The following is a 12,984-nucleotide window of genomic DNA, read 5'->3' on the forward strand; positions in this document are numbered from 1 at the left end:
GTCACACCGGGGCGAGCTCGCTGGTGCCCCGACCGGTGCGCCGGACCTGCCAGACCGACATGCGGGTGCGTTGGGAACGCCCGTTGCCGCGATCGATCAGCATCCGGTTGTCGGTGGTGAAGATCAGTTGAGCGCCACGGGCATTCGTCTCCGGGTTCTGGAAGAGCTGGATCAACCGATCGGTCTCTTCGGCGGACAGGCACGCGCCGATGTCGTCGACGGCGAGCACACGGCCCGCGTCCAGCGCGTCGAGCATGGCCGGCAGCACCCGCAGCAACGACAGCGTGGCGGAGGATTCGTCGCCGATCCCGAACGCGGTGTCGATGCCCTCGTGCACGAGGCTCAGGCCGACGCCGCGCCGCGCCACCATCCGGGCGTACAGGGCGTCGCGCGCGGCCTTCAGGTTGGTCAGCTCGCGCTCGAGCAGCACGGCGGTCAGGCCGTTGTCGCGCAGCATCTGATCGGCATAACCGGGCGAGCCGGCGCACAGGTCGATCTGTTTGCCCAGACCGGCGATGTCGGCGTCCAGTTCGCGCAGGTAGTCGGCGTAGAGAGGGTCGTGCTCGGCGATGAGCAGGTCGGTGATGCCCAATTCGGCGGTGCGTAGCAGCATCAGCAGCCGCGCCGCGTTGTCCGGGGACCGGGAGATGTGGCTGCCGAGCCGCTGGGCGATGGCGTCGGGTTCGGCGGGACCGTGCTGTACCTCGAGCATGGACTCGAACCATCGGTAGGCGGGCACGAGCGCGTCGGAGTACATCTGGCCGGCGAGGCTGAGCAGCAGGGCGTTCGGACGCACCAACGGAGCCAGCGCGGTGATCCCGTACCGCGCCGCTTCGAACATCGGGCCGATCTTGATCTGTTCCCCGCTGCGCTCGAACACGATTCGCTTGCGCGAGCGCGGGTGGGTGTGCAGCCATTCCGCCGTCACGTCGGCGTTGTCCAGCTGGAAACCATAGGTATAGGGCACGCCCTCGGCCACGAACGCCGCCACGAATTCCGAAGGCCGCTGCGGGGATCCGAGGTGCGGCGCACGCACCGGCCCCGCGTACGGGTCCCATCCCGTCACCGAGTGCAGCACCGCGTCGCGCATCTGCGCGAGCGCATCGATCAGGTTCGTCTTGCCCGCAGCGGCGCCACCGTGCACGGCGGTCACCGGCACGGCCACCGGCCCGCTCCCCTTGGTGAGCCGCAACTCCTGCTCGTCGGCCAGCGATCTGTGATTGGTCACCTGAAAACTGCGCAGCATGCCGCCATACTTCCGTCCGCACACCGGCGGGGCGACATCACCCCGTCGGCACCCGCGATCGGCGCCGCACTCCTGCCTCGCGCGAGAGGGCAGGCGCACCCACTATTCGCCCGACTTCGGCTCATCTCGTTCAGAACTCGGGCTCGTTCGGTGTCGACGATCTCGTTCGAGCCGTTGCGGTGGAGCAGGGGTGCGCGTTCCACCGCCGCCGGTCGGTGTCTTTGCGTAGCGATCGCGGTTCGTCGTCAGTGTTCTCGTCGGCTCGCACGCAACAGTGGATGCCGCTGATAGGTGGTGGTCACCGAAGTGATCGGCGGATCGAGGGCGGCGTCGGCACGATGGGCGACCGCGCGCACATAGCCGAGATACTTGCCCTCGTCCTGTTCGAGGGCGCGGATCTCGACGGTGTTCTCCGGCGCGACCGCGTACTGCCAGTCCAGCCATCGCAGCCAGCCATCGGGCATGGTGTCGGCTGTGTCGACTTCGAGCACACCGCTGCGTCGCCAGTGCCGCTCCCACCAGGAGGCCGAATGCAGGCAAGCCATGCTCGGCTCCCACCAAGGCCGGAGATGATCGGGAAGCGGTCCGTCGATCTCGCGGGTCAGGCCCGCGCCGGCGATCGCGATCGCTCCGCCGGGCCGGACAAAGGCGGCCAGGTAGTTGGCATAGAGGTCGTCGGTGCCGTAGTAGACGAACGAGTCGATACTCACGATCGCGTCGAAGAACTCGCCGGCGAACGGTAAGGCCCGCGCGTCGGCGCGAATGGGGAACACATCGTCCGACACGCCCGCGTCCCGGAAGCGGGCCGCGCGTTCGTCGGGGCCGAACCACAGGTCGACCGCCCACACCTGCACGCCGAATTCTCGATGCAGAAACACCGATGACGCGCCTCGCCCACAGCCGAGATCCAGGACCCGCATACCGGGCCGGAGTTCGAGCGCTTCGGTCACCCATTCGGTGAGCCAGAGGGGATGGGCTCCACCACTGACACCGGACCGCACCCAGTCGGGATGGTAAGCGTTCGAGCGAGGGAAATTATCGTTGAGCACGATTGATGTCCTTAAGTGTGTGAGGCCGGGTTCGCGTCGTTTCGCTCGATGGACGGAGCCTCGGCGAGCCATCGTCACTGTCTGCCCAGCCTGCGACATCTCCCGCGGACACGCGAGTGGGATTCACAGGCCGACCGCCAGAAGCAGCGAAGTCACGACCGAAAGAAAGAGGAATACGGCCGGCGCCGCGATGTCACGCTGCCGCATGCGCAGATGCATTCCGATGGCGGCACAGAAGTACACGACGAGACCGATGGCAGCGGCTACCGCGAGGGGCGGCCACAGGAGCCCGCAGACCAATCCGAAGGCAGCGGCGAGCTTGACCACTCCCAGCATCCACATTCGCCGCACCGGGAAACCGACCGCGGCCACGATGCCGACGAGCTTCGGTTGACGCGCGAGGGTAGCCGCCGCGGAACCGGCCACGGCGAACGCCAGCACACCCGCGACAAGCGCTGTCACGATGTTCATTTCAACTCCTGAGTCTGTCGAGCACGATGACCGGCGGTGGTCAGCACCGCCACGCCGAGGGCGAAGGGAACCAGCGTCGCCATGAACGGGATGCTGATGACGAAGGCGACGATCGCGGGAAACTCATCGACCGACCGAGGCATGACGACGGCGAGCACGGCACCGGCCGACAACGCGGCCGCCAGCCCGTAGCCGGTGCGAGTGAGGACCACTCCCGTGCGCCGAAGCACCCCTGCTTCCGCAGTCGCCAGCCGGGACAGAGCCGCTGCCGCCAGGTACGCGGTCACGATGTACGCGAGCTGCACCAGATCGAGCCAGACCAGCGTGTAACCGACGAAATCCACCGGACCGTCCAGCCCGCGCAGGTATCGCGAGGCCATCCAGTGGGTGTCCTCGACCGCCAGTTGTTGCCGGTCGGCGCCCGTGAGCACGATCGCGAATCGAGCGATCAGGTTCAAGCAGAACCCGCAGGTACCGATCGCGAAGAGAACAACCGCCTGTACCGCCGTGCCGATCGAAGCCGACCGCCGATGCTGTAGCAGGAATCCGACAGCGCCGGTCAGCAGTGCCACAGACGTGACGAGCAGCACCGCGGTGTTCACCATCATCGCCTCGGGGTCGCGGGCCGTGGGGCCGCCGGTGAACCCACAGACGGCGAACAATCCGATGCCCGCCAGCACGAATGTCGTCGCAGCGGGCTCCGCGGTCGGCGCTAGACGCTGGACGAGCACCACCGCGCACAGCACATAGATCACGTCCAGGACGACGAACACCGGTGTGGTCACGCTGGGCATCTCGGCGTGGGCAAGGACGAGGACGAGCCCCGCCGGCCAGAGCGTGAGCAGGCCGCAGCCGGCTCTTCGTGCAGAGGGGTCGATCACTTGATCTCCGTTTCATCGGACAGATTGTCTTGTAAAAGGATGAGCTTTGGATGGACAGTCTGTCAACTGAAAATGGCAGAATGAAGCTCATGACCAAGCGCAAGTACGACCAGGTCGCCCGCGCCGAGGGCGCCGAACAGACCCGGCGGAGAATCCTCGACGCCGTCGCACAGCGGTTACGGGAGGCCCCCACAGAGCAACTGAGCCTCGACAAGGTGGCCAGGATCGCCGGCGTGTCCCGCTCCACGATCTACGTTGATTTCGGCTCCCGCGCAGGAGTTTTCGATGCTTTCGTCGCTGATCTGTCCGAGCGGACGGGCATCGGGGAGCTGACCGCCGCGGTCGGCGCCGACGATCCTCGCACCCATCTCCGCGAAGCCATCGCCGCCGCCAGCCGCATGAAGGCGCGCGATCTCGACATCTATCGGGTCCTGCACGCGATGGACCGCCTGGATCCCACCTCTGCCGCGGAAGCCGTGCGCCGCATCGAAGAAGACCGGCGAGGCGGAGTCGCCCATCTGGCCCACCGCCTGGCCGCTGCGGGCGCCCTCCGCGATGACGTTTCCGTCGAGTGGGCCATCGACGTGCTCTGGGCACTGACCAGTTTCGAGAGTCTCGACCTGCTGATCACCGGACGTGGACTCGGCGTCGAGGACGCCGTGCAACGCCTGACCGCCACCGCGGAGCGCACTTTGTGCACGTCGGCAGGATGACCGAGCAGTTCTCGTGATGGCCTCCTCGGCCGGGAACCGGCCTCGACCGTCTCCCCGCCGGACCGCCACCAACTATCGCCAGGAGTCTGTGCGTCCCGCCGCAACTCGGCGCGACGATCGCCGTGGACGCCCTGCCGTACTCGCGGCACCCGCACCCGGTCGCTGGGACAAGCCCGGTGATAGCGCGTTAGCATGCCTGCACGCCGCGGTGGTTCGCGGTGTACTGCCGGAATGTTCGACGGGATGAGGGTATCGATGGAACCGACGGTTCGTCGTCTTGTGGTTGGCAGCTCGGTGATCGCCGCGCTCGCGCTGGGCACGCTGGTCGTGGCGCCGGAAGCGGTGGCGGACGCGCCGTGTCCGGAGGGCTCCGCACGGGTATTCCTGGCCAACAGCACGAACACCTGCCAAGGTGGCGGGACGGTCGGCTACGACCCGCCCGGTGTGGTGTCGAAAGTGTGCTCGACGTCGAGCGCCGACGTGTCCGCCGAAGCGACGTACAAGAATCGCCGCGGCAAGCTGATCACCCAGAAGCTCGACTTGAGCGACGGCCGCTGCGGACGATTCGACGTGCCGGGTCAGCTGGGCGCCACGGTCACGGTCACGGCCGGCTGAGTCGACCGGCCGGGTCGAACAGCAGCGCACTGTCGCCGAATTCATGCCACAGATAGCCGGTGTCCACGGCTGCGGCGTAGTCAGCGGCGACGGTTTCCTCCCCCGCTTCAGGTCGAGCGCTGGTCATTCCTCGGCTTCGGCATCCTCCGCGGCCGTCTCCGGCGCGACAGCTTCGGGGCCACCTTCCAGCAGCCGCCGGAACCCGTCCTCGTCGAGGATCGGCACACCGAGTTCCTCCGCCTTGACGGCCTTGGATCCGGGCGCGTCGCCGATCACCACGAACGCGGTCTTCTTCGAGACCGAACTCGCGGCCTTACCGCCGCGCATCAAGATCGCCTCCTTGGCGCCGTCGCGGGTGAAGCCTTGCAGCGAGCCGGTCACCACGATGGACAGGCCCTCCAGGTTGCGCTCGATGGATTCGTCCCGCTCGTCCTCCATCCGCACACCCGCGGCCCGCCACTTCGCCACCACCGCGCGGTGCCAGTCCACCGTGAACCACTCCGCCACCGCGGCCGCGATGGTCGGGCCCACGCCGTCGGCGGCGGCCAGTTCCTCCCCCGACGCCTGTTCGATGCGGTCCAGGCTGCCGAATTCGGCGGCCAGCGCCCGCGCCGCGGTGGGGCCGACATGCCGGATCGACAGGCCGACCAGCACCCGCCACAGCGGCCGGTCCTTGGCCACGGCCAGATTCTCCAGCAGCCGCTTGCCGTTGGCGGAGAGGCTGCCGTTCTTGTTGGCGTAGAGCGAGGTGGTCAGCAGCGTCGCCTCGTCCAGATCGAACAGGTCGCCCTCGTCGGTGATGGCGCCGGACTTCAGCAGATCGATCGCGCCTTCGTACCCGAGGGCCTCGATGTCGAAGGCGCCGCGACCGGCCACGTGGTAGACGCGCTCACGCAACTGCGCCGGGCAGAACTGCTGGTTCGGGCAGCGGATATCGGCGGCGCCCTCCTTCTCCGGGCGCAGTTCGGTGCCGCACTCGGGGCAGTGTGTCGGCATGACGAATTCGCGCGCGTCCTCGGGACGCGCGTCCACCACCGGCCCCAGCACCTCGGGAATCACGTCGCCCGCCTTGCGGATGGTGACCGTGTCGCCGATCAGCACACCTTTGCGCTCGACCTCGGCGGCGTTGTGCAGCGTGGCCATCGCGACCGTGGATCCCGCGATCGACACCGGCTCCATCACCGCGAACGGCGTCACCCGGCCGGTGCGGCCGACGTTCACCTGGATGTTCAGCAGTTTGGTCGTCGCCTCCTCGGGCGGGTACTTGTAGGCGATCGCCCAGCGCGGAGCACGTGAGGTGGAGCCGAGGCGGCGTTGCAGGGCGGTCTCGTCGATCTTGATCACCTGGCCGTCGATCTCGTGCTCGATGTCGTGCCGGTGCTCGCCCCAGTAGGCGACTCGTTCGATCACCGCGTCGATGCCCTGCACCCGCCTGGTGTGCTCGGACACCGGCAGACCCCACGCGGCGAGCGCACGGTACGCCTCGTACTGCGAGGTCGGCGTGTAGCCCTCGATCCGGCCGAAGCCGTGGCAGATCATCCGCAGCCTGCGCCGCGCGGTGACCGACGGATCCTTCTGTCGCAGCGAACCGGCCGCGGTGTTGCGCGGGTTGGCGTAAGGGGGTTTGCCCTCGGCGACGATGGCGGCGTTGAGCGTCTCGAAATCCTCCAGCCGGAAGTACACCTCACCGCGGACCTCCAGCAGCTGCGGGATCGGGAATTCCGCGCTGGGGGTCAGCTCGCCGGGGATGTCGTCGATGGTGCGCGCGTTGAGCGTCACGTCTTCGCCGGTGCGTCCGTCGCCTCGGGTGGCGCCGCGGACCAGCCGCCCGTTCCGATAGACCAGGTTCAGCGCGACGCCGTCGATCTTCACCTCGCACAGGTAGTGCAGGTCCGGCCCGGTCTCCGTCTCCACCCGCGCGGCCCAGGCGCGCAACTCGTCGACATCGAACACGTTGTCCAGCGACAGCATCCGCTCGAGGTGGTCGACGGCGGTGAAATCGGTCGCGAAGCCGCCACCGACGAGCTGGGTCGGCGAATCCGGTGTGCGCAGGTCCGGATGTTCGTCCTCCATGGCCTGCAACCGCCGCAACAGCGCGTCGAACTCGCCGTCGGAGACGATCGGCGCGTCCCGGACGTAGTAGCGGAACTGATGCTCGCGCACCTCGTCCGCGAGTCGCTGCCACTCCACCCGCTGCTCTGCCGTCGCCGGGGCCGCCGCGCTGTCGCTGTCACTCACCCGTCGCACATTAGCGCAGGCCACCGACAGCACATCGCCATGTTCGCGCACGTCGCCGCACCCGAGCGCCTGGATTCCGGCCGGTCTGTTTCTCGACGCGAGCGCACTGTCGACATGACGCTGCGGCGTCACGTAGCGGCGACATACCGTCGGCGGCACCGACACCGGACGACTTTGTCGATCGCGGTGATCGCCCAGCCGATCGCCCACCGACACGAACCCTTCGGCGGCGGTCACGACAGGCTGTCCGCAGTGGCGCGGCACTCACATCAGAGGGCTGCAAGCGGCACTCGACCAGCCGAGCACCCGCCGCCGGCGCGGACCAAGGACAGGGGCGAGCAACCCGGCCGCGACCGTCAGCACAACCTGCCGCGGAGGCATTTCGAGGCAGCACGCCAGGCAAGGCTCGATCCTCGGCCGTCCCGGATTCGAGCGAGCAATCCACCGAGCCGCAGGCGTCTCGGCTCCGCGCGCGGCCGCCGATGTCAGGAGAACGAAAGCTCTTCCGGCTCCTCGGCGTACGCGCGCGCGATATCCGCGGCCAGGCGCAGCGCTCGCCTGCTCCACTCCAGCGGAACGCCCGCCAGACCGCAGGCCGGACCGACCACTACCCGTTGCGCCAGCGTCCGGCGGCCGAAGCCGAGCCGATCGATCAGCCGCACGCCCGGCTCGGCGAAGGTCCGCCAGGTGACCGCGTCGGCCGGTACCTCGGTCGGGATGACGCCGAGCATCAGTTGCTTGCCCGCTTCCAGGGCTTCACCGACCTCGTCGAGCTGCTCGGTGCCGATCGTGCTCAGGTCGAAGCCGATCGCGTCGGCGGCGCTGCGGCGCAGCAGGCCCAGCGCGGGCGGCTCGGCGCAGCTGTGCACCAGCACCGGCGCGGACTGGGCGGCGATCACCGTGTCCAGCAGTGCCAACGCTTCCGGCTCGGGTAGAACGCGCACGGTGTTCAGCACGCTCACCCCGCGCAGCGAGCCGTCCAGGACCGCGGACAGCGACGGTTCGTCCAGCTGCAGGACGACCTGCGCACCGAGCCGCTTGCGCACCTCCGCCACGTGCTGCGCCAGCCCTTCGGCCAGGGATTCCGCCAGGTCGCGGACCGCGCCGGGATCGGTGAGTACGCGATGACCGCCGGGCAGCTCGACCTGCGCGGCCAACGTCAGCGGACCTGCCGACTGCACCTTCACCGGACGGCCGCGGCCGGACAGACCGGTGTTCTCCCACGCTTCCTCGAGCGCGTCCAGATCGGTCCGTAGCAGGTCATGGGCCCGTCGCGAGACCGCCCCCGGGCGCGGCGCGAGCCGGTAACCCCTGGGCGTGGTGTCGAATCGCAGGTCGACCAGCAGCGCGGAGGCCCGGCCGATCAGGTCGGCGCCCGCGCCGCGAGCAGGCAATTCCACCAGATGTGGCAGCTCGCCGAGTTCACCGACGATCGTCGCGGCGGCCTCGCGCGGGTCGGTGCCCGGCCAGGAGCCGACGCCGGTGGCGATCCCGCCTCGCAGGCGCACCGGTTCGGTCGCCACGTCCCCGCCCTCTTGTGCCAGGTCATCCGTGCCGGTCTCGTCCACCGCTGCCGTACTCCGTCCGTTCGATTCCGCCGTTACGGGATCCCGCCGTCCGCACGACTAGCCAAAGTATTTCGGTTTGCACACCCGCAACGGGCTGCGCGGAAAGCGGACGACGAAGGCCGCACGCGCGGGGCGGATCATCGCGCCGCCTCGGCCTCCGCTTCGTTCGTGATCAACTCTTGCGCGGTGCCGGAGATGGTCCCACTCCCGATCACCACGTCACCCTCGGGATCCGGACGGTAGAGCACCACGGCCTGACCGCGCGCCACGCCGGTCAGTGGCTCACGCAGCCGCACGATCAGTCCGTCGCCCACCGCTTCGGCGACCGCGGGGGCGATACCGCCGTGTGCGCGCACCTGCGCGATGCACTCGACGGAGCCCGTCGGCGCCGAACCCGAGGTCCAGATCGCGCGCTCCGCCTCGACCGTGTGCACCCGCAGGTCCTCGGCCGAACCGACGTGAACCGTGCCGGAATCGGGATCGATGCCGGTGACGTAGCGCGGTTTGCCGTCGGCGGCCGGACCCGGCAATCCCAATCCCTTGCGCTGGCCGATGGTGAACCCGTGCACGCCTTCGTGCCGCGCGAGCACCTGACCGTCGGCATCGACCACCGCGCCGGGCCGGATGCCGATCTTCGCGCCGAGGAACGCCCGGGTGTCACCGGAGGGGATGAAGCAGATGTCGTGACTGTCCGGCTTGTTCGCGACGGCGAGGCCGCGCTCGGCCGCCTCGGCGCGGATCTGCGGCTTGGGGGTGTCGCCCACCGGGAACATCGCGCGCGAAAGCTGCTGCGCGGTCAGCACCGCCAGCACATAGGACTGGTCCTTGTCGGCGTCGACGGCACGGCGCAGCACGCCGTCCTCGAGCCGCGCGTAGTGCCCGGTGACCACGGCGTCGAAGCCGAGCGCCACCGCGCGGTCGGCCAGCGCGGAGAACTTGATCTTCTCGTTGCAGCGCAGGCACGGATTCGGTGTCTCACCCGCCGCGTAGGCCGCGACGAAATCATCGATGACGTCTTCTTTGAAGCGGTCGGCGAAATCCCAGACGTAGAACGGGATGCCCAGCACGTCGGCGGCGCGCCGGGCGTCACCGGCGTCCTCCTTCGAGCAGCAGCCGCGCGATCCGGTGCGCAACGTGCCCGGTGTCGCCGACAGCGCCAGGTGCACACCGACCACCTCGTGACCGGCGTCGACGGCACGCGCCGCCGCCACGGCCGAATCCACACCACCGCTCATCGCGGCGAGTACCCGCATCAGACACCTCCTTTCGCACCGGCCAGGCCCGCGGCCTTGGCCCGCTCAACCACCTGCGGCAATACTTTCAGCACTGCGTCCACGTCGGCGCGCGTCGAGGTGTGCCCCAACGAGAAGCGCAGCGATCCGCGCGCCTGCCGGGGCTCGACGCCCATGGCGATCAGTACGTGACTGGGCGTGGCGACGCCCGCGGTGCACGCCGAACCGGTCGAGCATTCGATCCCCGCCGCGTCCAGCAGCATCAGCAGCGAATCCCCCTCGCAGCCGGGAAAAGTGACGTGCACGTTGCCGGGCAGACGCCGTTCGCCCGCCGGACCGTTGAGCATCGCGTCGGGCGCCGTCGCGCGGATCCCTTCGATCAACGCGTCGCGCAAGGCGACGAGCTCGACGGTCCGGGCGGGCAGCTCGATCGCGGTCTGGCGCAGCGCCGCGGCCAGCCCGATCGCGGCCGCGGTGTCCGAAGTCCCGGACCGCAGGTCGCGCTCGTGCCCGCCGCCGTGCAGCAGCGGCACGCACGGCACCTGCCTGCCGAGCAGCAGCAGCCCGGCGCCGTGCGGTCCGCCCACCTTGTGCCCGGCGAAACTGGCCGCGGAAAGGCCGCTCGCGCCGAAATCGATGGGCAACTGCGCCGCCGCCTGCACCGCGTCGCTGTGCATCGGCACGCCGAATTCCGCTGCCACGGCAGCCAGCTCGGTGACCGGCTGGATGGCGCCGACCTCGTTGTTCGCCCACATGATGGTGACCAGCGCGACGTCGTCGGGATGCGCGGCGAGCGCGGCGCGCAGCACGCCGGGCGCGACCATCCCCTCGGCGTCCACCGGAAGCCAGGTGACCTCGGCGCCCTCGTGCCGCTCGAGCCATTCCACCGCGTCGATCACCGCGTGGTGCTCGACCGCACTGGCGATGATCCGGTTGCGACGCGGATCGGCGTCGCGGCGGGCCCAGAAGATGCCCTTCACCGCCAGGTTGTCGCTCTCGGTACCGCCGGAGGTGAAGATGACCTCCGAGGGCCGGGCACCCAGATCGGCGGCGATCGACTCGCGCGCCTCCTCGAGCAGCCGCCGGGCGGCGCGCCCCGAGCCGTGCAGGGATGAGGCGTTGCCCGTGGTGCGCAGGGCAGCCGTCATCGCCTCGATGGCCGCGGGCAGCATCGGTGTGGTGGCCGCGTGATCGAGGTAGACCGTGTGGGGCGCAGCACCGTTGACCGGACCCGAGAAAGCCGACTTCATGACCAGTTAAGGATAGCCGTCACGCTCGGCCGGTTATTCCCCCCTGCTCACGCGCCCGCGAGGGGTCCGCTACCCGGCGCGGTGCGTCGGCGAATGCCGTGTGACCGGCCGTATCTCAGGGTTTTCACCTATTGAATGTACCGCTGAATAGCGGTACGTTATTTAGCGTGTTGATCGCAGTCCGGTTCGTTCGCTCAGCCGGATCCGAGGCCGGGACCCCGGGCGGTCGACTACCGGACGAATCGATCAGTGAGGAAGCTCCGATGGACCCACGCACCAATGGACGTACGCGACGTGTGCTGGCACGCGCCGCCGCCGCGTCCGTGCTCGCCCTGATGCCGCTCACCGCCGTCGCGGTGCCCGCGCTCGCCGACCCGATCGTGCTCGAGCCCGCCGACCAGGTCGACGCCGCCCACGGCAGGCACGGCCACGGCCACGGCAGGCACGGTCACGACGGCTGGAACAACGGGCGGCACAACGACTGGGACCGGGGACGTCACGACGACTGGTTCCGCGGCCGCAACCGCCACGACGACTGGGATCACGGCAGGCCGGGCTGGCACCACGGGTTCCGGCCGCCGACCGGAAGCGGCTTCTGAGTTCTCCCGTTCGTCCGGGGCGGGCCGACATCGGCTCGCCCCGGAATCGTATGAAGCGAACTCAGGATGCGGCCATCGAGCTGCCGAGTCGCCTACCGGGCGGCGGCGACACTCCGGCGACCGCGCAAGATCGGGCGGCGGCGTGGCCTGCGCACCTCGGGGGCGTCGGCGGCGACCGACGGGTCCTGGACACGGGTGTGGCCCGCCTCGATCCACTCCGTGGCCGCGATCTCGAGGCGGCGCGACAACCCGGTCCCGCGGACGGCGGCCTCGCAGCGGCGGGCCAGCTCGCGGCGGTCCGCGCCGGGCTCCAGCACCGGTTCCAGCACCACTTCGGCGACCATCCCGCGCGAGCGCAGCACCCGCCGCGCCGAGGAGGCGAAAGTGTCGGCGCCGACGAACGCCGGCACCGTGCACGGCACGCCGTGGCGGTCCAGGTACCGCAACCGCACCGGCTGCACCGGGGTGCCGGTGTCCACGGCCGCTTGGAACAACGCCGAACGCATGGTGCCGTAGGCGCGACCACACCAAGTGGTGCCCTCGGGGAAGACACCGATCCGCTCGCCCGCGACCAGCCGGGCTCCCACCGCCGCTACCACGCCGGGCAGCTGCCGCAGGCTCTCGCGCTCGATCGGGATCACCCGCATCAGCTTGGCGAGTTTGCCGATCAGCGGCCATTCCACCATGTCCGCGCGGGCCACGAAGCCGAGCGGCTGCACCGAGGCCAGCGCGACGATATCGGTCCAGCCGATGTGCCCGGTCACGACCAGCACGCCCCGACCTGCCGTACCGAACCCGGCGGGCAGGAGCGCGGCGTCGCCCTCATCGACGACACCGCGCTCGTCCGTAACCACCCGGTTGTCGACGATGCGCAGCCGCATGCCCAGGCAGCCGAGTAACAGGCGCGCATAGCCGCGCTGCAACGGCACGCGCTTGCCCCGCGGTGTCACCGCGTTCGCGATCGGGAAGCTGAGTAGCAGTCCGGCGACCCCGGCCAACCGGGTTGCCACCCGTGCCGCGCCGACCTCATCGATCGAATCCAAGCAGCCGGGCCCACAGGGGCTCGACGGCATCCATGCGTGAGCGGCGGACGTGGCGGGCGGCGCGTCGAAGACCACGATC

At 69.5% G+C, this 12,984-nt stretch carries 12 protein-coding genes; 3 read left to right on the top strand and 9 right to left on the bottom strand.

Annotated features, from left to right (window positions below; all coding sequences use genetic code 11):
* Position 1: 1 nt before the first annotated feature.
* The 4 genes from ACFU5M_RS06685 to ACFU5M_RS06700 all read right to left on the bottom strand — a co-directional run bounded on the left by ACFU5M_RS06685 (position 2) and on the right by ACFU5M_RS06700 (position 3,647).
* Entirely contained in the window at positions 2-1,246 is a 1,245-nt protein-coding gene (locus tag ACFU5M_RS06685) for an ATP/GTP-binding protein (RefSeq protein WP_379044871.1), read from the bottom strand.
* A gap of 245 nt (positions 1,247-1,491) precedes the next feature.
* A complete protein-coding gene (locus ACFU5M_RS06690; protein ID WP_379044874.1) occupies positions 1,492-2,295 on the bottom strand; it encodes an SAM-dependent methyltransferase in 804 nt (267 codons plus the stop codon).
* 123 nt (positions 2,296-2,418) lie between these two features.
* A complete protein-coding gene (locus ACFU5M_RS06695) occupies positions 2,419-2,766 on the bottom strand; it encodes a DoxX family protein (RefSeq protein ID WP_379044877.1) in 348 nt (115 codons plus the stop codon).
* Positions 2,763-3,647, bottom strand: a complete 885-nt coding sequence (locus tag ACFU5M_RS06700) for a hypothetical protein (RefSeq protein ID WP_379044880.1) — start codon at positions 3,645-3,647, stop codon at positions 2,763-2,765. Before ACFU5M_RS06700 ends, ACFU5M_RS06695 begins: the two co-directional genes overlap by 4 nt.
* Before the next feature lie 89 nt (positions 3,648-3,736).
* Here ACFU5M_RS06700 and ACFU5M_RS06705 point away from each other — a divergent pair, with 89 nt between their 5' ends.
* The gene (locus ACFU5M_RS06705; RefSeq protein WP_379044883.1) at positions 3,737-4,360 is read left to right on the top strand and encodes a TetR/AcrR family transcriptional regulator; all 624 of its coding nucleotides are present in this window, start codon (positions 3,737-3,739) and stop codon (positions 4,358-4,360) included.
* Positions 4,361-4,615: 255 nt separating this feature from the next.
* On the top strand, positions 4,616-4,975 hold the full coding sequence (locus ACFU5M_RS06710) for a hypothetical protein (protein WP_379044886.1): 360 nt from the start codon (positions 4,616-4,618) through the stop codon (positions 4,973-4,975).
* Between the two features lie 123 nt (positions 4,976-5,098).
* Here ACFU5M_RS06710 and ligA read toward each other — a convergent pair whose 3' ends face one another.
* The 4 genes from ligA to ACFU5M_RS06730 form a co-directional block, all read right to left on the bottom strand.
* The gene (gene ligA, locus ACFU5M_RS06715) at positions 5,099-7,213 is read right to left on the bottom strand and encodes an NAD-dependent DNA ligase LigA (RefSeq protein ID WP_379045061.1); all 2,115 of its coding nucleotides are present in this window, start codon (positions 7,211-7,213) and stop codon (positions 5,099-5,101) included.
* A 485-nt stretch (positions 7,214-7,698) separates the two neighbouring features.
* Positions 7,699-8,736, bottom strand: coding sequence for a methionine synthase (locus ACFU5M_RS06720; RefSeq protein WP_379045064.1), 1,038 nt, complete (start codon positions 8,734-8,736; stop codon positions 7,699-7,701).
* Positions 8,737-8,918: 182 nt separating this feature from the next.
* Positions 8,919-10,034, bottom strand: coding sequence for a tRNA 2-thiouridine(34) synthase MnmA (mnmA, locus tag ACFU5M_RS06725; protein WP_379044889.1), 1,116 nt, complete (start codon positions 10,032-10,034; stop codon positions 8,919-8,921).
* Positions 10,034-11,263, bottom strand: coding sequence for a cysteine desulfurase family protein (locus ACFU5M_RS06730; protein WP_379044892.1), 1,230 nt, complete (start codon positions 11,261-11,263; stop codon positions 10,034-10,036). The genes mnmA and ACFU5M_RS06730 overlap by 1 nt, the downstream gene beginning before the upstream one ends.
* Positions 11,264-11,526: 263 nt before the next feature.
* Between ACFU5M_RS06730 and ACFU5M_RS06735 the strand changes: the two genes are divergently transcribed.
* Positions 11,527-11,862 (top strand): hypothetical protein, encoded by a 336-nt coding sequence (locus tag ACFU5M_RS06735; protein ID WP_379044895.1) that lies wholly within the window; start codon positions 11,527-11,529, stop codon positions 11,860-11,862.
* A 92-nt stretch (positions 11,863-11,954) separates the two neighbouring features.
* On the opposite strand, the gene ACFU5M_RS06740 is transcribed toward ACFU5M_RS06735, so the two are convergent.
* Positions 11,955-12,980, bottom strand: a complete 1,026-nt coding sequence (locus ACFU5M_RS06740; protein ID WP_379044898.1) for a lysophospholipid acyltransferase family protein — start codon at positions 12,978-12,980, stop codon at positions 11,955-11,957.
* Positions 12,981-12,984 lie beyond the last annotated feature (4 nt).

Source organism: Nocardia sp. NPDC057455, from assembly GCF_042802775.1.
Classification (GTDB): domain Bacteria; phylum Actinomycetota; class Actinomycetes; order Mycobacteriales; family Mycobacteriaceae; genus Nocardia.